Source organism: Advenella mimigardefordensis DPN7, from assembly GCF_000521505.1.
In the GTDB taxonomy this organism is placed as follows: Bacteria; Pseudomonadota; Gammaproteobacteria; order Burkholderiales; family Burkholderiaceae_B; genus Advenella; species Advenella mimigardefordensis.
Genome location: NZ_CP003915.1, coordinates 2,692,416 through 2,717,404, shown reverse-complemented (window position 1 = coordinate 2,717,404; position 24,989 = coordinate 2,692,416). Strand labels below are relative to the sequence as shown.

Sequence of the window (24,989 nt, the reverse complement as noted above, 5' to 3'; positions counted from 1 at the left end):
GTATGCCATTCCGGTCATTTCCTGGCCGCGATTGGGGCTAACCTCGGTTATGATTCCGGATAAGACTTCCGGAGAGCATTTATGAGCAAACAATCTTTTCAGCCTGGCGGCGCGCGTAAGTACAGCGCCGGCCGGGCAGGCCATCACCATGACGCCTTGCGCAAGCGCATTTTTGCCGGCACGCTATTGTTTGCGATGCATCTGCCGCTGGCGTTCGCCGATACGCTCAATGCCCAGTCCCACATAGACAAAGTGACGGTCTATCCTGATCGTGCACTGGTCCATCGGGTAGCGAACCAGGACATCCCAGCGGGTGAGCATGAACTGGTTTTTGCCAATCTGCCAACCAACCTGGATGAGCATTCACTGCAGTTCAATGCCAATGCCTCAGATGCTGGCGTGCAGATTCTGCATGTCTCCAGCACGCCGGATACGCGCCAGACAACGGCATCGGCCGGGCTCAATGAAGTGGCCGGCCAGATTGACGCCCTGCAGCAGCAGATTGCCCGGCTACAGGATCAGATCAAGATAGACGACAACCAGATCAGCTTCATCCGCAACTACCAGAACGGGCACAGCGTGCAGATTCGGGACGTGCCGCCATTGTCACAGGACGCCTTTGTGGGCCTGATGTCATTCACCGGAGAGCAGCTGGTGAAGGCTATGCAAACACGGCGTGATCACCTGCAGGAAAAGGAACAGCTGGAGGCGCGCCTGAATGTGCTGACGCAGCGCCGGGAGCAATTGACCCAAAGCGATGCCAACGAAACACGTAAAGTCGTGGTGACATTGCGTGCCACCGAGCCTGCAACGATCAATAGTGTGCTCAGTTATGTGGTGGCCGGTGCTGCCTGGTCGCCGGTATACGATGCACGTTATGATTCGAACAGTGGAAAACTGTCCCTGAACTACTTTGGGCAGATCAGCCAGAACACTGCCGAAGACTGGACCAATGTCGCCATCACCCTGTCTACAGCGCAGCCGGTAACGGGTGTTTCTTTGCCGCAGCTACAACCGTGGCGGGTAGACGTGGCACCGCCGCCTCTGCCGGCACCCGTGGCGCGCTCGAGAGCCCGTCAGGCGGCGATGGCTGCGGGCGCGGAGAGGGTAATGGAGATGGCGGATGCGGCGAGCTATGAGCCTGCAAACGCGCAGACCAGCACAACGAATACGACCTTCGAGGTACCGGGCAGGCAGACGGTTAAAACGGGTGGTCAGCAGCAGCGTGTGGCGCTCACCACGCTGACCGAAACGGCCGAACTGTCTTATGAACTTGTCCCCTCCGAAGCGACAGCAGTCTTTGCCACTGTAAAAATGAATAACAGTAAAGACTTTCCTTTGCTGGCGGGCAACGTCAATGCCTTTTTCGATGATGAATTTATTGCGGCTTCGGATATGAAGACCGTTTTCCCCAAGGAGGAGCTGGAGCTGGCAATGGGCGTGGATCAGGCCATTTCGGTCAAACGCGAACCCCTGCAGCGGTTTTCGGAGTCTACTGGTCTGACTGGCAGCGGTGCTCGCCTGACGTATGAATATAAAACCATCATTCGTAATAATCGGAAGCAGCCGGTGCACTTGATCCTGCATGACCGGTTTCCGGTTTCGGGCGATGAAAAAATTGATATCAAGCGTCTTGAACCCACCGGTGCGGATATTGCGCTCAAGGGCGACGGCCGTTATGAGCAGAAGCTGGAGCTGGCTGCCGGTGAGGAGCGTACGGTACTCCTGCGGTTCTCGGTACAGTATCCGAAAAGCCTGGATGTGAGTGGATTGCCTTAATGGCCCGCAGCTAACGGGCTGTTGCTTTATTTCCCGACGGCCTGTTTGACTGAGACTGATATAGCCCTTGTTGGAACGCCATCGTGCCCAACTTTTCCATACCAGTTCACCACGCATAAAACACAAAGCCGGAGATCAGACTCCGGCTTTGTGCAAGGCGGGCAAGCCCGCTTCTTTCTGCAATAACGTTATTGCGGCTGTACGCCTGCTTTTTTGAACAGATCGGCCCAGACGGGAATCTGCTCTTTGACTTTGGCATCCAGTGCTTCCGGCGTAGCCTGATCGGTCAGGATCGTGGCGCCCAGTGCATCCATGCGCTCTTTGAATTTAGGGCTGGCCAGTCCGTCTTTCAGCGCAGACTGCAATTTGGCGACAACGTTATCCGGTGTTTTGGCGGGTACCCACATACCGTGCCAGATACCAACGTTGAAATCCTTGAAGCCTTCTTCCTGCATGGTAGGCAGATCGGGCAACTGGGCATTGCGTTCAGCGCTTGTAATGGCATACGCTTTAACGGTTTTTGCCTTGATATGCTGAGTGGTGTTAGTGGTTTGATCGCACAGCAGATCAACCTGTTTACCCAGCAGGTCATTCATTGCCGGGCCGGCGCCTTTGTACGGCACAGTCAGCAGTTTTACGCCAAGGGTGTCCATTAACATGGTGCCGCAAAGGTGACTGGCAGCGCCGACGCCCGCGTTGGCCAGCGTGACTTTGTCCTGATTGGCTTTCAGATATTCAACCAGCTCTTTCATATTGTTTGCCGGAAAATCGGCGCGTGCCACCAGTGTCATGGGGACGTCCACAACCAGGCCAACCGGTCTGAAGCTTTTTTCAGGATCGTAGCCGAGTCGCTTGTACAGAGACGGCGCTGTGGAGAAGCCGATATGCATCAGCAGGACGTCGTAACCATCGGGCTTGGCATTGGCTACCTGTGTGGTACCAATGGTGCCACCCGCGCCGGCCTTGTTTTCTATCACAACCGTTTGACCAAGGGATTTCTGCATGGCTTCACCCAGCGAGCGGGCAACGTTATCGGTTGGGCCACCAGCGGTAAACGGAATAATCATGGAAACGGGATGGTCCGGGTAATCGGCAGCCATAGCGGTACCAGCAGACATGGCCAGGGCCAGCGCAAGAGAGCCGAACAGGCGGGGATTTTTCAGTGTGTGTAACATTTGGTTCCTGTCTTCTGTTTATTGAGTCGAGATCGTTGCTGCGGACGAGCTAACGCTCAAGTCTAGTCAGGTTATTGACAGGCGTCACTAGATAATTACCCTTAAATCCCTGAAAACAGGGCGAAAAATACGAATTTCATGTTTTTTATGGCAGGAAGGTGCATCAAATGAAGAGCTGCGGCACGCGGTGCATTTTGTGTGCTTGTTGTACGCGCGAAGCCAGAAAAAAACCGCTGGCACGATGATGCGTGATAGCGGTTTGTATGGCTTTGCCGGTTACCCCGGTCGCCGTTACCAAGGCGCAGGCCCTGAACCTGGCGGGGCGCAGGGCAGGCGCTTATTCGCGGCTGCCGCCGAAGATACCCAGCAGGGCTAGCAGATTGGCGAACACGTTATAAATGTCCAGGTAAATCGCCAGTGTTGCCGAAATGTAGTTGGTTTCACCGCCATTGACAACACGCTGCACATCGACCAGCATGAAGGCCGAGAAAATAATGATGGCCAGGATGGAAATGGTGAGAACCAGAGCCGGGATTTGCAGAAAGATATTGGCGACAGCTGCCAGCAGCAGCACGATCGCGCCAATGAACAGCGTTTTCTGCATACCGGTGAAGTCGCGCTTGCTGGTTGTGGCAATGGTTGCCATTGCGCCGAAGATGGCGGCAGTGCCACCGAAGGCGAGCATGATCAATTGCGTACCGTTACGGAAGTCCAGCACGTGACCGATCAGGCGTGACAGCATCATGCCCATGAAGAATGTGAACAGCAGCAGCAGACCTACGCCCAGCGAGCTGTTCTTGTTTTTTTCGATCGCGAACATCAGACCGAAGGCGCCCACCAGAAAAACAATGGTGGAAATGCCGGGAGCCAGCATTGTGTTCAGATTCAATTGCAACGCGAGGGCAGCGCCCAGCACGGTGGGAATAAGGGAAGCAGCAAGCAACCAGTAGGTATTGCGCAATACACGGTTGCGCACCACCTGGCCGGGTGCATAGCCTTCCTGGGGTAGTGTCTGGCGCAAGTCAGTCATGGTTTCTCCAATATCAAGTCAATTTTCATGAATTTCAGTATACATCAGACTGCGATTTAATCTGACAGTTCCCTGAATTTTACCTGAAAAGCAAAAAATCCGACAGCGACGGCCAGTGATTATTCTGTATCACGACTATATTTGGCGATAATGTCGGGAATCTCTTCCAGCAAACGCCGTTTCAGATAGTCGTGGGACTCGTCCAGAAGTTCGGTGACCAGCGCATCAATTTCCGTTTGCATCGCCGCTGCCTGGTCCGCGGATGGTGGCATGGCGTGCATCACTGTGCCTGCCAGCGCATCGGGCCGGGACGGAGCGCGGAACAGCGAGGCATCGAAGGACGGCCGTCCGGCAGTCGGCTGGATCCGGTTCAGTGTGAAATCAGCCTGCGCCGCCTGGCTGAAGGCGTCGTTTTCGTCGTCCGACCAGACATACAGCTCCGGTTTGCTGTGATGGCCCTGGACGCTGCGGGCCGTCTGCAAAAACGGTGCGTAGTCGTCTGCAGTGGGGTGCCCGGGGAAAGCGGCCGACGATACGGACGCATCGATAGCGCCTGATGCGGGCAAAAACGCAGGCGTTGAGGCAGAAGACGCAGGCGGGGCAACACGATCTTGCGCCGTACCCTGGGTCGTTGATCGGGGTGCCTGCGGCGGGGCAGACCATGCCGCAGCCGATACCTGCTGCGGCATTGCGGAACGGTCGCCTGCTGCCTGCGGGTAGGCGGGCGAAGCCACCTGTGTCGTCCGAGGCGAGGCGGCAGAGCCAAATGATGGCTCTGTCGCAGCCGGTGCTGGCGTCAGCACCGGCGTGTCATCGAACTCATCCTGCCAGGCAGGCCGGTCCAGCACCGGCGCCTCGCGTCTTTCCCGCATTGGTGGAGGAGGAATATGAACGGCACCGGTATGTACCCCTTGTTGTACCGGCATGGGACTATTGGCGCGGCCTGGAGTGGATGCCTGCTGACGGGTTGTCTGAGTACTGCCAGACTGAACACGGGTTGTCATGCTTGTTGTCGAATGTGCAGACACCGGAGGGTCGGGCAGCAGAACAGGGATATCGTCATCCATCGGTGCCGGGTCGGTCCGGGCGTCGATGGAATGCAGATCCAGATGGGGTTCCTTCGCCTCCGGGACCGATAGGGTATGGTCCGGGCGTTTTCTGAAAGTAATGGACATAAGTAATGACTCCCTGAGCGAGCCTGCCTGCGTATTAGTGGCTCGATATATTATGAGCCCGAACGTCGTGGCCGGCAGCCGTGTATTGTTTGTAGCGCAACCGCGCAGCAGCCTTGTCCTGTTCGTGATTGGAGACAATCTCCAGCAATCGCGTGAATCCTTCTGTATCCGGCGGACAGGCCAGATCCAGGTTCAGCAGCCAGGGGACGGGCGCACCGTCCTGCAGTGCCAGCGCCGGGCTGCTGCTGGTGACCCGGACCGGGCTGTCTGCCGGCGTGTCCGGGCCTGCCTCATCATGTGGAATGAAGAGTGTGTCTTGCAGCGCCCAAAGCCGACGCGAAAATACCGCCAGCCGTTTGGGATCGGTGCAATAGATCAGGACCGGCTGACCGGCCTGAAATTGCTTGCGCACGACGTCGCAGGCCATGCCAAGCCGGTCTGGGGCGCCGAAGGCAAAATCAACGCGCATTTGCCTGAGCCTGCCGTTCAATCAAAAACTGGCACAGCATGGGAACCGGGCGTCCGGAGGCGCCTTTGTCCTTACCACCTTTGAGCCAGGCGGTTCCGGCAATATCCAGATGGGCCCAGCGATAGGCTTTGGTGTAGCGCGCCAGAAAGCATGCCGCCGTGACCGAGCCGGCAGCGGGGCCACCGATATTGGCCATATCGGCGAAATTGGATTTAAGCAGGTCCTGGTATTCTTCATCCAGCGGCATGCGCCATGCCGTATCCAGTGCACGCCTGCCGGCGCTCAGCAGATTATCGGCCAGGTCATCATCACTGGCATATAGCCCGCTATGGAAATTGCCCAGCGCCACGATGCACGCACCGGTGAGCGTGGCGATATCCACAACGACGGCGGGCTCGAAACGCTCCGCATAGGTGAGGGCGTCGCACAGAATAAGGCGACCCTCGGCATCGGTATTGAGAATCTCAATCGTCTGGCCGGACATACTGGTAACCACGTCGCCCGGTTTGGTGGCGCGCCCGTTGGGCATGTTTTCTGTGGCAGGAATCAGGCCGACCACTTCGGTGTCCAGTTTCATATGTGCAAGGGCTTTGAACACGCCAAGCACAGAAGCGGCGCCGCACATATCGAACTTCATTTCATCCATGCCCAGTCCGGGTTTGAGCGAAATGCCGCCGGTGTCAAAGGTCACGCCTTTGCCGACCAGCACCACCGGTCCGTCGGTCTTCTGTTTTTTCTTGCTGTTGCCATGTTCAGGCGAGTACTTGAGCACGATGAAGCGTGGCGGCTGCTCGGAGCCTGCAGCAACAGACAGGAATGCATTCATTTTCAATGCTTCCAGCTGCTTGCGTTCCAGTACTTCTACAGAGATGGACTTGTGTTCTTTGGCCAGTTCCTTCGCCTGCTCACCGAGATAGGTGGGGGTACATACATTGGCGGGCAGATTGCCCAGTTCGCGTGTCAGGCGCAACCCTTTGGCAATCGCAGCGCCGTGCTCAATGCCTTCATCCACTTGTTTCTGATCGGGCTTGTCGATTGTAAAGATGAGCTTTTTGAGGGTAGAGGTGGCCGGCCGTTTTTCTTTGCTGAATGTTGCCGTGTATTTATAGACGGCATTGCCGGCAGCTGTTGCAGCCAGTTGCGCGCTCTGGCGCAGTGTCGTGGCCGGGCAGGGCTCTTCAAGCAGCGTGGACACCCCTTCAGTCAGCGACGTGTCACTGCAATAGCCTGCGATGGCCACATGGGCTTTGGCCATCACATTACTGTTGAATTTTTCTTTGGTACCAAGGCCTACCAGCACGACGCGTTCTGCGCGAACACCGGGCAGGGTGCGCAGGTCGAACAAGGTGCCTGCAGCCGCTTTGAATTCCCGTTTGAGTACCGCATCTATAGCGCCGTCAGAGGCGTGATTGATGAGCTTAGCGGTCTCTCCAAGCACGCCCTCGGTGTACACCCCGACGAATAAGACGGCGGTTTTAATTTGTTGAATCGAGCGGCTTGTTTGTGTGTTAAATTCCATGTTGTTTCTACCTCGAGGCGTCGGAAAGATGCCCTCATTATCCCCCATCTTTACTTATGTCGCTATTCAAACGGTCCGTTGTTGCAGAAATCACCAGTCACGGTGGCGTTGTCTTTTCTACGCTGATCGTTGTGTGGCTTAGTGTGCTGCTGGTACGTTTGCTCGGTCAGGCCGCTGAAGGACAGATCGGAGCAGATATTGTTCTGGGCATTGCCGCACTGTCCAGTATTACTGCTTTACCCACCATTTTATCGGTGGCACTGTTCATCGCCACCATCACAACCATTTCACGTAATTACAGAGAGTCTGAAATGGTGGTCTGGTTTGCCAGCGGTGTCTCGCTTAAAGACTGGGTTGCACCGGTCTTGCGCGTGGCGCTTCCCGTCTGTGTATTGATCGCCATTCTGACGCTGGAAATTACGCCCTGGGCTTATCGCCAGATCGAAGAATATCGGCAGCGTTACGAGCAGCGTTCCGATCTGTCCAAGATTACGGCCGGGCAGTTTATTGAATCGGCAGGCGGGGCACGCGTCTTTTTCACCGAAGCGCCTACCAATCCACAGGACGAGATCGGCGCGGTGTTTGCCCGCGTCCTGGATAACGACTGGTACACCATCGTGACTTCGAAAAACGCCCGCATCCGTCGCGAAGACAATGGCGATCGATACGTGGTGCTGGGCCCGGGCAACCGCTATGACATGAAGACCGACAGCGCTGAATTCCGGATGGTCAGCTTCGATTCCTATACCCTGCGCCTGGAAAATACCTCCGGCACGAGTGCCGATGAGATCGCCAGACAGAATGCGCTGAACCAGATGAAATCACGCCCCACCACCAACCTGATCCAGGATCGCAAGGCAGAAAGTCAGGCACAGATCATGTGGCGGATTTCGCTGCCGCTGGCTGCTCTGAACCTGGCCTTGCTTGCCATTCCGCTGGGTGCAGTGAACCCCCGCCTTGGGCGTTCGGGCGATTTGCTGCTGGCCGGCCTGGTCGGATTGCTGTATATGAATATGATCAATCTGATGCGAGGCTGGATTGGCAATGGAAAAATAGACTTCATTACCGGAACCCTGTCACTGCATGTCATTGTTCTGGCACTATGCCTGTATGCCTTCCATTCCCGAATGCGTTTAAAAACACCCAAAAAATCAGCAGCTTAGAGCGGGCGGGTATATGCATGTAGTATTTCAGTTGAAATAGACTATATGTATATACCTAATAATTATATAAATACGGTTCGTTATAACTTATAATCCAATCATGCGTATAGCCGCCAGCGGCGGCGCGCTGTCTCCACCAGCGGGTTCCGCGACGGTCGAGGGCTGATGATCGTCCTCAGTGCTGTTGTTACTGTTCCGGCGTTCCGCCTGCAGTGAGCAGGTGGATCAAAAAGGCAAGGATAATGAATCTACAGCAATTTCGTTTTATACGTGAAACCATCAGACGTAACTACAACCTGACTGAGGCGTCCCGGATTCTGTTTACCTCACAGCCGGGCGTGTCCAAGGCAATTATCGAATTTGAAGATGAACTGGGTGTCAAGGTTTTCGAACGTCATGGCAAACGCATCAAAGGTCTGACCAAACCGGGGCAGGCAGTGGCCAGTATCATTGAACGCATCATGATCGAGGTTGATAACCTGAAAAAAGTCAGCGATGAATTTGCGCGTCGTGACGAGGGCAGTCTGGTCATTGCATGTACCCATACGCAGGCCCGTTATTTTCTGCCCCGGTTCATTCCGGAATTCCGGCGCCGTTTTCCCAAGGTCCATGTTTCTCTCGCTGAAGGCAGCCCCTTGCAGCTGGCACAAATGGTATTGCAGGAACAGGCTGACATCGCACTGGCTACCGAATCGCTGTCTGAAGTGAGCGGCCTGGCAACATTGCCTTGCTACAGTTGGGAACACACGCTGGTGGTGAAACCCGATCATCCGCTGACTGAACTGACTTCATCACAGGCACGGAATCTGTCGCTGGAGCAGATTGTTCAATATCCCATTATTACTTACGATCGCGCTTTTTCGGGACGTTCGTCCATTGACCAGGCTTTTGCCGATCAGGGTCTTAAACCGGACATCGTTCTGGAAGCGATTGATGCCGATGTGATCAAAACCTATGTTGATGTTGAAATGGGTATCGGCATTATCGCAGGCGTCGCCTTTGATCCGCGACGCGATGCGGGCTTTGTTGGAATCCCGGTGGGCCATCTGTTTGGTACGCACGTTACCCGTATCGGATTGAAAAGCGGGGTATTTCTGCGTGATTATGTATATGATTTCCTGGCCATGCTGACCCCGGAATTGAGCCGTGATGCGGTTGAAGCAGCCGTCAATTCCAATGGTGTTGCCGACGCGGACAACGATTTTGCGCCGCCGTTGCGCCGGGTGTCATAAGGTCAGTTTCATCAGATCATAAAATCCGTTCAACATCGCAGTGCTCCCCGGGCCGACGGCCTGAATAACAGGGCACTGCGATGATGCGGATATCACAAGTTGATGTGGATATCACAAGTTGATGCGGATATCACAAGCTGATACCGATATCACAAGCTGATGTGGCTAGCATAAGCTGATACCGATATCACAAGCGTGAAAGACAAAAATATTGGCCCCGCAGACACTGTCGTCTTTGGGGCCATTTTCTCGCGCCTCTGTGCGTGGCTGCCTATCCGCGTCAGATTCAGGCCGAACCTGGCTCCTTTACCACCAACGCCTCACTTGGGTGTGCATTGTCGGCCTGTTCCTGAAAGAGCCAGACCGTTGGTTTTAATGCCTGTCAGGTGCCTGTTTCAACTCGCGCTTAAGAATCTTGCCTACTGGCGTTTTGGGCAACTCATCGCGGAACTCCACAACTTTGGGCACTTTATAACCGGTCAGTTCGCTTCGGCAAAAATCGATCAGCGTTTTTTCGGTGAGTGACGGATCCTTGCGAACCACCACTATCTTGACCACCTCACCGGACGCGCCATTGTCTACGCCGATGGCTGCGACTTCGCTGACACTCGGATGAGAGGCCACCACTTCTTCGATTTCAGAAGGATAGACGTTGAAGCCGGAGACGATAATCAGTTCTTTTTTGCGATCCACCAGGAAGATGTAGCCGTCTTCATTTATATACCCCATGTCGCCGGTACGCAGGAAACCATCGGGTTCAAAGGCTTTCTGTGTTTCTGCTTCCTTGTTCCAGTACTTTTGCATGACCTGAGGGCCCCGTACGCAGAGCTCACCGGTTTCATTGACGCCAAGCTCTTTGCCCTGGTCATCGCGAATCGAAATATCGGTAGAGGGAACGGGCAGGCCGATGGAGCCGTTGAATTCGCGCAGATCCAGTGGGTTGATGGTAACGGCCGGCGAGGTTTCGGTCAGGCCATAGGCCTGCGTTAGCGGTTTGCCGGTCATTTGTTTCCAGCGCTCGGCCACCGGACGCTGCACTGCCATGCCACCGCCGAGGGTCAGCATCAGATTGTCAAAAGAGATCGATTTGAAAGCGGCATTATTCATGAGCGCATTAAACAGCGTGTTAACACCGGTGAATGCCGTGAATGGATACTTGCGCAATTCTTTGATAAAGCCGGGAATATCGCGCGGGTTGAGAATCAGCAGATTGGTTGCGCCAAGTCGCACGAAAGTGAGGCAATTGGCCGTAAGGGCAAAGATGTGATAAAGCGGCAGGGCGGTCACGATAAAATCCTTGCCATTGCCTTTTGCATGTGGCTTGACCCAGGCGTAGGCCTGGCACAAATTGGCCACCAGATTGCCGTGACTGAGCACTGCCCCTTTCGCCACGCCGGTCGTGCCTCCGGTATATTGCAGGAACGCCATATCGGAATGGTTCAGGCTGACCGGCCTGAAGCTGTTTGCATTGGTGCGCTTCATGATGTCGGCAAAGCGAATATGCCCGGGCAGAGACCAGGCCGGTACCATTTTCTTCACATGCCGTACGATCAGATTCAGAATCGGGCCCTTGAGCGTGCCCAGCATATCGCCCAGGGTTGCAACCACCACATGCTTCAGGTCGGGCAGGGACGCTCTGGCGTCTTGCAGCGTGTGCGCGAAATTTTCTACAACCACTACGAATTCGGCCTGTGCATCCCTGAGTTGATGTTCCAGTTCCCGGGCCGTATATAGGGGATTGCAGTTGACCACAGTGCATCCGGCCAGCAGCGTACCAAACAGCGCCACCGGATATTGCAGAATATTGGGCATCATAAGAGCGACGCGTGTCCCCCGCGTAGCGCCCTGTGCCTGCAGCCACGCAGCAAAGCGGCGGGCGCTTTCATGCAACTGCGCATAGCTCATATGCTGACCCATGGAAATATACGCGGTCGATTCGGCAAAGCGTTCGCAACTTTCGTTGAACAATTCAGCCAGCGAGGCATAGTCGTTTAAATCGATCTCGGCGGGGACGCCTTTTGGATAATTTTTGAGCCAGATTTTTTCCATGTTTTATCCTGGAGTAAAAGGACTATAAACCAACGCGGCAAGCCAGTATTAACCAGCACCAAGCAAGGCCCGTTTCAGCGATGACTGTGCCGGATCATTGCCCAGCCATACGGCAAGCAGTGCGTGCGCAAAGTCTGCATCATCTACAGCGCCTTGCTGTGTTCCCAGTGCCGAGACCGATACTCGTGAACCGGAAAAGATGAGGTCGATCACGCTGCCACGCTTCAGGCTTTTCTGTTTGAGCAGCAGGCCGGCAAACTGCCGGGCATGCGGCTGTATCGCCTGCCACTGGCTTTTACTGGTATTGTCTCGTAATCCTTCGTTTAATGCATCGGCCAAATCCGCGCTGTCAATGTCGCGCAATAGAACCAGCCGCAATGCACGCGGTGCAGTGCTGTCGATCAGCGCCTGCGCCTTGTCTGTTTTTTTATCAGTGTACAACGCCGCCAGGTAAACGTCGAATACCACCTTTTTGCGAATGCCGGCACCATTGAGGATAAGCGGTGTGTTGCCCACTTGCAGTGTGTCAGGTACCGTGTGCCCATCCACCGTTCGCGCGCTCGCGTCCAGGGTCAGTGCTGACAGCGCGACAAGCGCAGCCGCCAGAAAAGATGCGTTGAATTTCATTGTTTGTCTCCGAATAAAATTCTTGTTGTTGTGCAGGGCTGCGCACCCGTTTCGGACCAATGCCGAGCCAGGTACGCAGCGTCTGCTGCCGGTACAGTCGCTGTTCGCCTAGAAGCGATGCGAGACCTGCAGGCCAAAGATATGGCCGCTGGATTTGTAGCTGCCGTTCAGACGACCGTACTGCGCAAGGTTGTCGTTATTGGTATTGTCGATATGTGATTTTTTCAGATACATATAGCTGTAGCCGACATCGATCGCTGTATTTTCCGAAGGCTTATATTGCGCGCCCACAGAGAACCAATAGCGGTCGTTGTCCGGTAGCGAAGCAGGGCGGTGCTCGGCCGAGCGCACCGGAGACTGATCCCACGCAACACCGGCCTTGAGTTTCCATTGTGGCGCTACCTGATACATGGCACCGATAGCAATACGCCAGGCGTTCTTGAATCTCAGATCCAGGCTGGCGCTGGGCAGGGTATCGCTTTTGATGGTCAGTTCGGGCAGGCTGCTCCAGCCGGTCCACTGGATGTCTCCCAGCAGTTCCCAGCGCGGACTAACTCGCTGATACAGGCTGAGCAGTGCCGTATCGGGAAGCGTCACGCTGGCGCTGGACGAGGACGTCAGCGATGCCGGTACGAGGCTGTAAATTTCCTGCAACTGTGCCGGCATGGCGCCGATCATGGCGGCTGATGGGCGGTGAATGTCCACATCGGTATCGCCTGTCGCCTTGTACTTGATGCGGGAGCGGTAGGACAGACCAATGCGCGTGTCCTCGCTGGGATGGAACATGACGCCGATATTCCATCCCAGGGCCGTATCATTCATTTTTACCTTGGCATCCCCTTCCAGTATTGGACCATACTGATCGCCAGCGGCTTTACCCATGGCGGCTGCCTGTTGCGCAGGAACGCCTGCGGCGATGTACCTTTGCGTGACGGCGCCTGCTACCTGGCTGCGCAAGTCAACAACGGTGCTCTTCTCATATTCGGCCTTGATACGCTGGATATTAATCCCTGCGCCAATTGACCAGTTATTGTTCAGCTTGTAGGCCAGCGACGGGTTGAAGTTGATGGTTTCGATCTCAAATTTTTTGGAGTGGTAGCGGCCCATGAAACCATCTCCGTAATCTGTCGAAAGACCAAAAGGTGCGCCAATACCCAGGCCGGCAAATAACCGGTCTGTGACCTGCCATGAGACATAGGCATTGGGTACGAAGGCGCCCCCGCCTGCGTTATCGCCTTCCTCTCCCAGTTTGGCGCCGGAGAACCGGGCGTTGGATGTACCAAAGGCAGCAGGCAGGGAGCTGCGATCGTTGCTGAACTTGAACGATGGGATAATGTAGTTGCCTCCCAACGATATGTTCAGGCCTGGCAGGTTGGTCATACCTGCCGGGTTGTAGTAAATGGTAGAAGCGTTTTCCGCCACTGCACCACTACCCGCGTAGGCTACGCCCAGTCCGCTGGCATTCTGTTCAAGCAAATTGAAGCCAGCAGCATGTACCGCTGTGACGCCTGATATTCCCAGTCCGAGCAAGGCTGCGCTCAGAAGCGTCCGCTGGAATTTATGAGTATGTCTCTTCATACGTCCATCCTAAGTGTAAAACCGGTGATTGCTTGTTTTATAACCATGCTATAACCCATGGCCATCAAGTCTTATCACATTTGTAATTTATGGAATTCAGTCTAACTTTCCATTGCATCTGATCATTGTTCTCCTTTACTACGTTTGTAATGAATGGGTCCGCCTGTGAAAGGCGCAAACCCGGTACCAAAAATCACGCCGGCATCGGCAAGATCGGCGTCCTGTACGATATGATTCGCAAGCTGCTTTTCAGTCTGTTCGATCAGCGGCTTGATCAGGCGCTGTGCCAGGCCCTGAGGGATGGATTTGCTGCTGCGTTGATCATGCTTGCGGTTTTTCCATAAGTAAAACCCTTCGCCGCTTTTGACCCCCAGCTTGCCTTCTGCAATTTTGTTTTGCAGGCAGCGTGGCGGCTCCTGGCCTTCCGACAATTGTTTGCCGGCAGCCATGGCGATATCCAGGCCCACGGTATCGGCCAGCGCAATCGGCCCCATCGGCATACCGAACTCAAGCATGGCGGTATCGATAACTTCAGGATCCATCCCTTCGTCAATGCAGCGCATGGCTTCCAGCATATACGGGGCAAGAACGGCGTTGACCAGAAAGCCGGGCGTGTCCTGAACCGGCAGAGGCAGTTTGCCGATTTTGCCGACGAACGCGGTCGCTGTGTCCAGCGTGTCCTGAGCAATGCCATCGGCGTGTACCACTTCAACCAGGGGCATGCGTGACACCGGATTGAAAAAATGGATACCGACAAAACGCTCGGGGTGGCTCAGCACGCTGCGCAACGCTCCAACGGAAAGGCTGGACGTGTTGGTCGCCAGAATCGCGCCGTCTTTCATTCTCGGCTCGATTTGCTGGTAGAGCGATTGCTTGGCCTGCGGATTTTCACTGATCGCTTCAATCACCAGATCCGCCGTTGCAATTGCGTGGCCTTCCAGATCGGGAATCAGGCGGTCACGGGCGGCTTGTGCGGTATACCGATCCTTGCGGGAATAGATTGACGCGGCACTTTTGAAGGCGCCCGCAATGCGCTGGGCATCGGTGTCCTGCAAGGTGGTTTTAATGCCCTGCAGCGCGCACCAGGCAGCAATGCCGCCGCCCATGACACCCGCTCCGATAACATGCACATGATTGATCTCGCGCGCATTCTCTTTTTTGCCAAAGGCCTTGAGTCGCTCCTGCAGATGAAAAACGCGGATCAGGTTCCGGGTGACATCCGATTGCAGCAGGCGGGTCAGCGCTTGTGGATCGGCCAGCGGATCTCCTTCATGTTTTTCCCACAAGTCCAGCATGGTTAGCGTGGCCGGGTAGTGGCCATAAGGGTCTTTTTGCTTGACGCTCTTGCGCGCCTGGCCGGCGACCAGTGATTTGAACGGTGCGCGGTTAAGCAGGCCGGCCAGCCCACGGGCCTGGCGTGCTGGTTTGCCGGAGGTGACCAGGTCTACGGCTGATTTCTCGGCAACCCGGGGGGCCACCTGCAGGTCGACCAGACCTGCCGACCTGGCCTTGCGGCCATCCAGCGTGCGGCCGGTCAGCATCATGTTCAGGGCGGTTTGCGGGCCGATCAGGCGCGGCAGGCGCATCAGGCCACCCCAGGCGGGGAAAATGCCCAGTTTAACTTCGGGCAGCCCGATCACGGGTTTGGGCGAGTCCACCGCAATACGATAGCGGCAGGCCAAAGCCAGTTCCAGACCACCACCCAGGCAGGGACCGTGAATCAGCGCCAGGGTTGGAAAGGACAGTTTTTCAATACGATTGAATAAATGCCAGCCGCGTTCAATCAGCTTGCGGCCGGTGTCTACGTTATCAATGTTCTGGAACTCCCTGACGTCGGCCCCTGCAATGAAACCGTTGCGCTTGCCCGAGCGGATGATCAGCGCTTTGGGGGGCGCCGATTCCAGGCTGCCGATGATATCGCTCAGTTCTTCCATGACGTCGCTGGCCAGTGCATTCATGCTACGGTCCGGGCAGTTGATGGTCAGCCATGCAATATTCTGCGCATCGCTGTGCAACGTCCAGTTTTGATATGTTTTTACAGATGTCATGATTGATCCTTACTGCATGGTTTCTACGAGCATGGCGCCACCCTGACCACCGCCAATACAAATGCTGGCGATACCGCGCTTGAGACTGCGTGCGCGCAATGCCTGTAGCAGGTGCAGTACGATGCGTGCGCCAGAGGCGCCAACCGGATGACCCAGCGCAATTGCACCGCCATCCACATTCAATTTGTCCTGGTCCAGTGTGCCCAGCGCAGGGATGCCAAAATGCGTCTGGCAGTATTTTTCGCTTTCGAAGGCACGGATGCAGCCCAGCACCTGCGCAGCAAAGGCTTCGTTGATTTCCCATAGATCAAGGTCATTCAGTCCCAGGCCATGACGCTGCAGGATCGGTACACTGGCATGGACAGGTCCCAGCCCCATTTGCGCCGGATCAAGGGCAGCCCACTGGGCGTCGACGATACGACCCAGTGGCTGCAGATTCCACTTGCTGACGGCTTCTTCGGAAGCGAGCAGCAGCGCGGTGCCGCCATCGGTAACCTGAGAGCTGTTACCTGCGGTGATGCTGCCGCTGGGCTTGTCGAACACCGGTTTCAGCTTACCCAGCTTCTCGATGGTGGAGTCGTTGCGGATACCGTCGTCTTCGGTGTAGGCATTGCCCTTTGCGTCGATGATCGGCTCAATTTCCGCGAACGCATGGCGGTTCCGGCCAGTAATAGCACGTTCATGGCTGCGCACACTGAAGGCATCCATTTCGCGACGTGTGATGCCAAATTCCCAGGCGAGATTTTCAGCGGTCTGGCCCATGGAAATGCCGATCACCGGATCGGTCAGCCCTTTGAGCAGGCCGATGACCGGTGCCAGGTTGCTCAGCTTGAACTGGCGCAACAGACCCAGCTTCTGGCCGGTGGATTTTGCACCATTCCATTTCGCCAGCCAGTTCACCATCGCATCGGAAAACAGCAAGGGTGCGCGCGACAGTGCATCGGTACCGCAAGCCAGAACCAGGTCGGAACGTCCCGTTTGAATATTGGCGCAGGCCGAATCGAGTGCCTGCATGCCCGAGGCGCAGTTGCGCATGACGGTCCAGGCCGGCACCCGATGGCCCGTGCCCACGCGCAGGCCAACCACGCGCCCGATATTGGTCTCATCGGGGGTCGGCGCAGCGCAGCCTACAATGACTTCAGACAGGACCGTTGGCTCGATGGGCTGACGCAGCAGCAGGGCACGTGCGGCCTGCACCGCCAGATCAGCGGCAGAAAAAGGTCCGGGGCCACCGCGCACTTTTAGAAAGGGTGTTCTGGCACCATCGACGACATAAACAGGTTTGAATGTCATAGTCAGGATTCCTTGGAGGTATTGAATGTTGAAGAACCTGTTGCTGTCTGCATTTTTGTCAGGCCCAGATCATGTGGGAAATCATCGACATGGATAACGGTATCGCGCAGGCGGTCGCGTTCGCGCACCAGGGCATATTCCTCTTCGCTGATTTGGTTTAATTGATGTGCCAGTTCCGTGATGTCACGAACGTTACCTGCAGGTTGCCCGTCAAACACGCCGCGTTTTTCGGCGTCGCGGATTTTTGCATCTACCGGTTCGGCACGCAGCGTGGCCAGCAGCGCCTGTTCAATGGCACCAATCGGCTCCTGATCGTTATCAGGGATATAGCAGTTGGCCGTCAGGCGATCCCGCGCCGGGCCGGGTTGCATCAGTTGCTCGCAGATGGCCTGATCAAGCCGGTCATGGGGGCGCCGGAACACGCCGCCCCATGGAAAGACAATCAGACGCAGGGCCGAACCGACCCAGCGATTGGGGAAATTACGATAGACATTGAGCAATGCAGTTTGGGCCTTTTCCAAGGCATCCTGAACCGACCAGTGCACAAAGGCGGCTTCATCGGCTTGCGCGCCATGGTCTTCAAAGTGCTTTAAAGTGGCGCTGGCCAGATAAAGCTGCGACAGCACATCGCCCAGCCGTGCAGAAATCTTTTCGCGCTTTTTCAGGCTGCCGCCCAGTACCAGCATCGCAACGTCGGCGCTGAGCGCCAGTGCAGACGACAGCCGGGTGATCTGGCCGTAATAGGGGCGCATTGCCTGCGAGGTACCGGCCTTGACGCCAAGCACACCCGAACCGAAAAGACCGCTGAACAGCGAGCGCAAGCCGTTCTTGCAGGCAAAGCCGATATGACCGAAAAGGGCATCGTCGAATTGATCGAGCGCGGTCTGTGGATCCGACTCATGTACGGCAGACATTTCTTTGAGAACATACGGATGGCAGCGAATGGCGCCCTGTCCGAAAATAATCAGGCTGCGTGTCAGAATGTTGGCGCCTTCCACGGTGATGCCAACCGGGATTTGCTGATACGCGCGGCCCAGAAAATTCGATGGGCCAAGGCAAATACCCTTGCCGCCGATGATGTCCATACCGTCATTGACAATAACACGCGCACGCTCGGTCACATGGTATTTGGCAATGGAAGAGATGACCGATGGCTTCTCGCCCAGATCTACCGCACCCGCCGTCATCACGCGCACCGCGTTGGTCATATAGGTATAGGCACCCATCCGTGCGAGGACTTCTTCGATGCCTTCGAATTTGCCGATGGGCAGGTTAAATTGCTTGCGGATCCGGGAATAAGCGCCAACGGCGCGAACGGCCATCTGCGACATGCCGACGTTGGAAGAGGGCAGTGAGATGGAGCGCCCGGCAGCCAGGCATTCCATCAGCATACGCCAGCCCTGCCCAGCCATTTTCGGGCCGCCGATGATGAACTCCAGCGGCATGAACACCTGATCGCCTTCAGTCGGACCATTCATAAACATGGCATTCAATGGGAAGTGGCGACGACCGATCTTTACGCCGGGGTGATCATGAGGCACCAGGGCGCAGGTAATGCCTATATCTTTTTTGTCGCCCAGCAGGCCATCGGGATCGAACAGACGAAACGCCAGTCCCAGCAGCGTGCACACCGGGGCCAGGGTGATATAACGCTTGTTCCACGATACTGACATGCCAAGCACCTGCTCGCCATTCCATTCACCCATGCAAACGACACCGCTGTCGGGAATGGCTGCGGCATCGGAGCCGGCCCAGGGACTGGTCAGTGCGAAAGCTGGAATTTCCTCGCCTCTGGCCAGGCGGGGCAGATAGTGATTTTTCTGTTCCTCGGTGCCATAGTGCACCAGTAACTCGCCCGGGCCCAGCGAGTTGGGCACCATGACCGACACCGCCAGCGCAGAGTTGCGGGTGGACAAGCGGGTCATGACTTCTGAGTGCGCAAAAGCCGAAAACCCCAGGCCGCCATATTGCTCCGGGATGATCATGCCCAGGAAACGGTTCGATTTGATGTACTCCCAGGCCTGGGCCGACAGGTCAAAGTCTTCCGTTGTGATTTTCCAGTCATCAACCAGCGAGCAGGCATGGACAACTTCATTGTCCATAAAGGATTGTTCGGCGGCGGTCAGTGTTGGTTTCGGAAACTGCTGCCACATTGCCCAGTCTGGTTTTCCACTGAACAGTTGGGCATCCCACCACACGGTCCCGGCCTCGATGGCATCTCTTTCGGTGTCCGACATGGATGGCAGTACCTTTCTGAATTTACTCAGAAGCGGCCGACTGATGTGACGTTTGCGAAAGGCTTTAAGCTGTTGGGAGAGGGGCACGCAGTCCTCCTAAAAGGAAACTCATTAATCGGGGTAGGAGCAGTTCGTCATACGCATTCTCGTCGACCAGCGACGAGGTGACATTCGGTAGAACGCCCTGCAGAATGTTGATGCCGGCAATCGCATACGAGGTTGCGCCAAGCATGAAATGAAAACGCCAGATGATGTCTGCCTCCGGCACATCGGGCATGGCGCGTACAAATGCGGTTTTGTAGCGGGCGACCACTTCCATATATTCCTGGGCAAACAGGGTTTTGATGAAATTGGATGGGTCGGTCATGGTGCGTTCAAGCAGCCGCATGAAAATATTTGCGTCGTGTTCGGGATCGGATGCATGACGCAGCAGCGTGCCGAAGAAGGCATCGACCAGCAGCGATGGCTTGACCGGAGCAGGCGCGGCTGCTTTTTCCAGTTCATCCAGCAGGCGAATGCGTTCGCGGTTAATCCATTCAAGACGGCGCTTTAAGACTGCGCGCACCAATTCTTCCTTGCTGCCGAAATGGTAGTTGATGGACGCCAGATTGACGCTGGCTGCCGATGTTATCTGGCGCAAGGACGTTGCGTCATAGCCTGTCTTCACAAACAGGGTTTCCGCGGCATTCAGAATCGAATTGCGGGTCACTTCGCTGCGATTAGTAGCCATAATTAAACAGATGATTTAAACAAGTGTTTTAATTCTATGCCGCTTTATTGCGAATGGCTATTGAGGATTAACCCTAGCGTGGGTGACCGTGCAACACCGTGAGGGTTCTGTTGGCTTTGCCGTGCATCTGCGCTGCAGGCAGGGCGCGAGTCGCTGATTGCCCTTGAGGTTGTGGGCGCACGCAATGAAATGTCCTTTTTGGCTTCTAGTTTGTATAGCCCAACTTTGAGCATCGTTTAATTGGCGAGCGCATTAGGGCAAACAGCAGGACCGCCACCGGGTTCATTTGCCCGCATACTGGGGAATACCCGGAAAACGAATCGTGGAGAAACGTATTGTGACAAGAACGTCAGATTTTTCCATTGATTTAAAATAGATTTATAAAAAATAGCATTGCTAATAATAATGATTCTCATTTATAATCAATCCAGTTTCTTTGGAGAAGACTATGATTGGAAATATGAGGGCAGTAGTGGTTGGCGCAGATCGTCTGGGCAATATCCCGGTGCTTCTAAAAGATCATAATATTGAAATCAAGCAGCACATCAGCGGGCGCGACCCGTCCCATCAGAAAAAAACCTATCAATTGCCCACCGGCACGCAAATGGTTATTTTGCTTACAGACTTTCTGGGCCATAACGTCATGAAGTCGTTTCGGTCTGCAGCGCAAAAAGCAGGTGTGCCTGTGGTGGCTTGTCGCCGCTCACTATGCAGCATGCAGCAGGCGCTGACACAATCGGGATTCAGTTGTGCAGATTGCCCACAGCGTCACAAGGCAGGCAAGGGTAATTAATACGGTTGGTCTTCATGGCCCCTGGCCCTGAATGCTGCGCAGTTGAAGCATTCAGGGCAGGGTTTGTCGTGCTGTACAGCTTGTGCGGTGGCGCTCCTGTATATCAGCCGCCATGAACGCATTTCCGCTATTTCAATAATGCGCTATTTCTGTTCTTGTTTATATTTATTTATATAGATGGTAGATGACAGGTGGCATCAACTCGATGGCAATTATCCGGTTCAATCGCCGGATGCGAAAAAAACTGGACGTTTTCTTAATGAGAACGTCCAGTTTTTTTGGGCCACACATATTTAATGTGCGGCCGTATGCAATTGATGCGTGATGCTGTTTCGCTGCGGATCAGCGAGAAGCCACGCGTTGTCCTTCCAGGCGGCGTGCGCCGTTATAGCGCTTGTTCCAGTAAACATTGTCCATCTTGTCTACACGAACAACAGAGCCTGTGCGCGGTGAATGAACAAATTTATTCTCGCCAACATAAATACCGACATGCGAGTACCGTTTGCCCCGGGTATTGAAAAAGACCAGGTCGCCGGGTTTAAGCTCGTCGCGGCTGACCGATTCGCCAATTTGCGCCATGGACGAAGCCACGCGCGGCAGGTTGACGCCCATGTATTTGCTGGCAGTGTAGTAAATCAGGCCAGAGCAGTCAAAACCACCCTTGGGGGTTGTGCCACCAAAACGGTAGCGCACGCCAAGATAGTTCAATGCCGCTTCTGCCAGTTCGCTGGAAGCAGATACGGGTGAATCGATAGCGGCGTCTTTGTTATTGCGACGCAGCTTGGCCTGGGCAATCAGGTCACCGATGGGGTCTGAAATCCGGGGATCCCACTCTGATACAGGCTTTTCAGTTGCTGCATCAACTACGCCATTTTGCGTGATAATGAGTTTCTGAGATTGTTCCTGATCGAGGTCGTCGGCGATAGCGACTTGGGAGAAAGTGACACTACTGAGGGAAATGCAGAGGAGGGAGAACAGGGACCGTCGAAGACGGGTACGGAAATGGCTGAAACTAACAAGGGAGTGTGGGGGCATAGTCGTTACATATCGTAAATTATAGGGTGTCCGAACTAGCTTTTCCAAAAGCTGAGCAAATTCTACATAAAAATCAATGCTGTCACAACCAATTTCTAAAGATTTTCTAGATTGAAATTAAGAAAAATTTACATTTTCTGGAAAAAAAGCGCGGCTCGATTTACGCGCTTACATTCGTTTTGAAATTGGCCGAAGTTAGTGTTATTTAAATACTTCTTACGTTAAATTCTGCGATTGTTACAGTTCAATATAATGTCAGGGTCGTATTGATTCGAATGTAAAAATAAAATTCAATTGTGACTTATTGGTGCAAATAGCACAAATGACCACGCGTGCCTTTCATGATGAGTTTGTCATCAAGCTGTCATATCAGCGGCAACAAGCAATTGAAGTTGAACGAGAAAAAAAGAAGAACTTTAATATTATTTAACTTTATTCACGGGCAATGTGATGTGTGTCAAAAGCAGTTTAATAGATTCGTTATATCTTCCGACAGCACCTATCAAAGCCTGTGATTTGCCGGGTTTTGGCGTTATATCAGTGCCCGACAATGCTGTCTGCTGCCCCGGCACAGTGCTGGGCGGCAACAGGAAAACCGCTAGCCGGTTTGGCAGCTTCTTTATGGGCGCCGGTTGCGGGTTCAGGCTGTTCGCCGCGCAAAATGGCGAATAGGCTGATCAGGTGCCTCTATCGGTCACGCCTTGTCTGACAGCAGGCCGGTAGCGGGTAACAGATCCTGTGGGAGGTCATGCAGGAGATCATGCAGCGTTCGGGTTGCGGGTCAGTAACGTACCCGCATTGTGTTTTCTACAGGTTGTTGCTGATTACCTTTTGATTTATTCTCGGCTAATATATATAGAACAGGGCGGCAGCGCATTGCCTGTCGGGCCCGCACGATATATCAGCTTTAACTATTTAACATCATACGTTCAGGAGACCGCTTATATGTCCACTTCAATTGAATCTGTGCTCGTCGAAAACCGGGTATTTCCGCCCAATGACGATTTCGTCCGGAATGCCACGGTTGCGGGTATGGATGCTTACAAAGCACTTTATAAAGAAGCTGAAGATGACTTCGAGGGCTTCTGGAAGCGTCAGGCCAATGAACATCTGCGCTGGATTAAGCCCTTCACCCAGGTTCTGGATGATTCGGCAGCGCCATTTTATAAATGGTTCGCCGACGGCGAATTAAATGTTTCGTACAACTGTCTGGATAAACACGTGGTCGAAGGACGTGGTGATCAGACTGCCATCATTTTCGAAGGGGATGATGGAGCAGTCACACCGGTTACTTTTAAGCAATTGCTGGCCCGGGTCAGTCGTTTCGCTAACGGCCTTAAGCAGGCTGGATACAAGAAAGGCGACACGGCCATTATTTATCTGCCTATGTCTATCGAGGCAGTCGTGGCCATGCAGGCTTGCGCGCGGCTTGGCATCATTCATTCGGTGGTGTTCGGCGGGTTTTCGGCCAAGAGCCTGCATGAACGGATTGTTGATGTGGGCGCTTCCCTGGTGATTACCTCTGATGGCCAGTATCGCGGCGGCAAAGCGCTGCCTTTGAAACCAGCCGTAGATGACGCACTGGCCCAGGAAAACACAGAGAAGGTACGCTCCGTGATCGTTTATCGCCGCACGGGCGGCGATATCAGCTGGACCGAAGGCCGCGACATTTGGTGGAGTGATTTCGAAGACGGTCAGTCCGATGTCTGCGAACCGGTAGCCATGAATTCGGAAGATCCGTTATTTATTCTCTATACATCGGGTTCCACCGGCAAACCCAAAGGCGTGCAACACTCCTCCGCCGGCTATCTGCTCTGGGCGCAATTGACGGTCAAGTGGACTTTTGATCAGAAACCAGGCGACGTCTTCTGGTGCACGGCCGACGTGGGCTGGATCACCGGCCACACATATGTGACCTACGGCCCGCTGGCTGCCGGTCTGACGCAGGTCGTCTTCGAGGGCGTACCAACATATCCCAATGCCGGTCGGTTTTGGGAGATGATTGGCCGCCACAAGGTCACGACCTTTTATACGGCACCAACCGCGATCCGTTCTCTGATCAAAGCCTCCGAGGCCGATGCCAAAGTGCATCCGGACAGCTTCGATCTGTCCAGCCTGCGTATCATTGGTTCGGTGGGTGAGCCCATCAATCCGGAAGCCTGGGTTTGGTATTACAAAAACGTCGGTAAAGAGCGCTGCCCGATTGTGGATACATGGTGGCAAACCGAAACCGGCGGCCAGATGATCACGCCGTTGCCTGGCGCAACACCGCTCAAGCCTGGTTCTTGCACGCTGCCGTTACCTGGTATCTTTGCTTCCATCGTCGATGAAACCGGCGAAGACGTACCTAACGGTAAGGGTGGTTTCCTGGTTGTCAAAAAACCGTGGCCTGCCATGATCCGGAACGTGTGGGGGGACAATGAGCGTTATAAAAACAGTTATTTCCCTTCAGAATTCCGTGGCTACTATCTGGCCGGTGATGGCGCGCAACGGGATGCAGATGGCTACTTCTGGATCATGGGACGTATCGATGACGTGCTGAACGTGTCCGGTCACCGTCTGGGCACCATGGAAGTGGAGTCCGCACTGGTATCGCATGAGCTGGTTGCAGAAGCCGCCGTTGTCGGACGCCCGGATGCCACTACCGGTGAAGCCGTGGTCGCGTTCGTGGTCCTGAAGCGTGAGCGTCCGCATGGTGACGAGGCCAAAGAGATCGCCAAGCAGTTGCGTGACTGGGTTGCCAAAGAAATCGGCCCGATTGCCAAACCCAAAGATATCCGTTTTGGCGACAATCTTCCTAAAACACGTTCAGGCAAAATCATGCGGCGTCTGCTGCGTGTGGTGGCCAAAGGCGAAGAGGTCACCCAGGATGTCTCTACGCTTGAAAACCCCGCCATCCTGGATCAGCTGACCGAATCTGTCTGATCCAGACGCGGCAGACCGCAAGGAGCCGGCTCAGGCCGCGCTCCAAAACCGCTGATAAAAAAGGCTGGAATCCGTACTCGTGGATTTCAGCCTTTTTTGATTTCAGTCTTTTTTTATCAGGGCCTCATTTAC

Annotated in this window: 18 protein-coding genes; 5 read left to right on the top strand and 13 right to left on the bottom strand. The window is 54.8% G+C overall.

The window, feature by feature from the left end:
• Window positions 1–81: 81 nt before the first annotated feature.
• Window positions 82–1,779 carry a mucoidy inhibitor MuiA family protein gene (locus tag MIM_RS12490; RefSeq protein WP_025373095.1) on the top strand — a complete coding sequence of 566 codons (1,698 nt, stop codon included), beginning with the start codon at window positions 82–84 and terminating at the stop codon, window positions 1,777–1,779.
• Between the two features lie 188 nt (window positions 1,780–1,967).
• On the opposite strand, the gene MIM_RS12485 is transcribed toward MIM_RS12490, so the two are convergent.
• The 5 genes from MIM_RS12485 to MIM_RS12465 form a co-directional block, all read right to left on the bottom strand.
• Window positions 1,968–2,954 (bottom strand): tripartite tricarboxylate transporter substrate binding protein BugD, encoded by a 987-nt coding sequence (locus MIM_RS12485; protein WP_025373094.1) that lies wholly within the window; start codon window positions 2,952–2,954, stop codon window positions 1,968–1,970.
• Between the two features lie 337 nt (window positions 2,955–3,291).
• Entirely contained in the window at window positions 3,292–3,984 is a 693-nt protein-coding gene (locus MIM_RS12480) for a Bax inhibitor-1/YccA family protein (RefSeq protein WP_025373093.1), read from the bottom strand.
• 119 nt (window positions 3,985–4,103) lie between these two features.
• Window positions 4,104–5,159, bottom strand: a complete 1,056-nt coding sequence (locus tag MIM_RS12475) for a hypothetical protein (protein ID WP_025373092.1) — start codon at window positions 5,157–5,159, stop codon at window positions 4,104–4,106.
• 34 nt (window positions 5,160–5,193) lie between these two features.
• Window positions 5,194–5,628, bottom strand: coding sequence for a DNA polymerase III subunit chi (locus MIM_RS12470; RefSeq protein ID WP_025373091.1), 435 nt, complete (start codon window positions 5,626–5,628; stop codon window positions 5,194–5,196).
• Window positions 5,618–7,147 carry a leucyl aminopeptidase gene (locus MIM_RS12465; RefSeq protein WP_025373090.1) on the bottom strand — a complete coding sequence of 510 codons (1,530 nt, stop codon included), beginning with the start codon at window positions 7,145–7,147 and terminating at the stop codon, window positions 5,618–5,620. Before MIM_RS12465 ends, MIM_RS12470 begins: the two co-directional genes overlap by 11 nt.
• Window positions 7,148–7,203: 56 nt before the next feature.
• On the opposite strand from MIM_RS12465, the gene lptF reads away from it, so the two are divergent.
• Both lptF and MIM_RS12455 read left to right on the top strand, forming a co-directional pair.
• On the top strand, window positions 7,204–8,310 hold the full coding sequence (gene lptF, locus MIM_RS12460) for an LPS export ABC transporter permease LptF (protein WP_025373089.1): 1,107 nt from the start codon (window positions 7,204–7,206) through the stop codon (window positions 8,308–8,310).
• A 242-nt stretch (window positions 8,311–8,552) separates the two neighbouring features.
• Window positions 8,553–9,542 carry a CysB family HTH-type transcriptional regulator gene (locus tag MIM_RS12455; protein WP_025373088.1) on the top strand — a complete coding sequence of 330 codons (990 nt, stop codon included), beginning with the start codon at window positions 8,553–8,555 and terminating at the stop codon, window positions 9,540–9,542.
• 372 nt (window positions 9,543–9,914) lie between these two features.
• On the opposite strand, the gene MIM_RS12450 is transcribed toward MIM_RS12455, so the two are convergent.
• The 7 genes from MIM_RS12450 to MIM_RS12420 all read right to left on the bottom strand — a co-directional run bounded on the left by MIM_RS12450 (window position 9,915) and on the right by MIM_RS12420 (window position 20,104).
• Window positions 9,915–11,591 carry an AMP-binding protein gene (locus MIM_RS12450; protein ID WP_025373087.1) on the bottom strand — a complete coding sequence of 559 codons (1,677 nt, stop codon included), beginning with the start codon at window positions 11,589–11,591 and terminating at the stop codon, window positions 9,915–9,917.
• Between the two features lie 48 nt (window positions 11,592–11,639).
• A complete protein-coding gene (locus MIM_RS12445) occupies window positions 11,640–12,218 on the bottom strand; it encodes a chalcone isomerase family protein (RefSeq protein WP_025373086.1) in 579 nt (192 codons plus the stop codon).
• 108 nt (window positions 12,219–12,326) lie between these two features.
• Window positions 12,327–13,796: an OmpP1/FadL family transporter gene (locus MIM_RS12440; RefSeq protein ID WP_025373085.1), complete on the bottom strand. Its 1,470-nt coding sequence runs from the start codon at window positions 13,794–13,796 to the stop codon at window positions 12,327–12,329.
• A 122-nt stretch (window positions 13,797–13,918) separates the two neighbouring features.
• Entirely contained in the window at window positions 13,919–15,844 is a 1,926-nt protein-coding gene (locus tag MIM_RS12435) for a 3-hydroxyacyl-CoA dehydrogenase NAD-binding domain-containing protein (RefSeq protein ID WP_025373084.1), read from the bottom strand.
• Window positions 15,845–15,853: 9 nt separating this feature from the next.
• Complete coding sequence (locus MIM_RS12430; RefSeq protein ID WP_025373083.1) at window positions 15,854–17,137, bottom strand: acetyl-CoA C-acetyltransferase; 1,284 nt, start codon at window positions 17,135–17,137, stop codon at window positions 15,854–15,856.
• Window positions 17,138–17,139: 2 nt separating this feature from the next.
• Window positions 17,140–19,461, bottom strand: a complete 2,322-nt coding sequence (locus MIM_RS12425) for an acyl-CoA dehydrogenase (RefSeq protein ID WP_025373082.1) — start codon at window positions 19,459–19,461, stop codon at window positions 17,140–17,142.
• A complete protein-coding gene (locus tag MIM_RS12420) occupies window positions 19,439–20,104 on the bottom strand; it encodes a TetR/AcrR family transcriptional regulator (protein ID WP_025373081.1) in 666 nt (221 codons plus the stop codon). Before MIM_RS12420 ends, MIM_RS12425 begins: the two co-directional genes overlap by 23 nt.
• A 448-nt stretch (window positions 20,105–20,552) precedes the next feature.
• Here MIM_RS12420 and MIM_RS12415 point away from each other — a divergent pair, with 448 nt between their 5' ends.
• Window positions 20,553–20,897: a DUF2325 domain-containing protein gene (locus MIM_RS12415; RefSeq protein WP_025373080.1), complete on the top strand. Its 345-nt coding sequence runs from the start codon at window positions 20,553–20,555 to the stop codon at window positions 20,895–20,897.
• Window positions 20,898–21,239: 342 nt separating this feature from the next.
• On the opposite strand, the gene MIM_RS12410 is transcribed toward MIM_RS12415, so the two are convergent.
• Entirely contained in the window at window positions 21,240–21,932 is a 693-nt protein-coding gene (locus tag MIM_RS12410) for a C40 family peptidase (RefSeq protein WP_025373079.1), read from the bottom strand.
• Window positions 21,933–22,877: 945 nt separating this feature from the next.
• Between MIM_RS12410 and acs the strand changes: the two genes are divergently transcribed.
• Complete coding sequence (gene acs, locus MIM_RS12400) at window positions 22,878–24,857, top strand: acetate--CoA ligase (RefSeq protein ID WP_025373077.1); 1,980 nt, start codon at window positions 22,878–22,880, stop codon at window positions 24,855–24,857.
• Window positions 24,858–24,989: the final 132 nt, after the last annotated feature.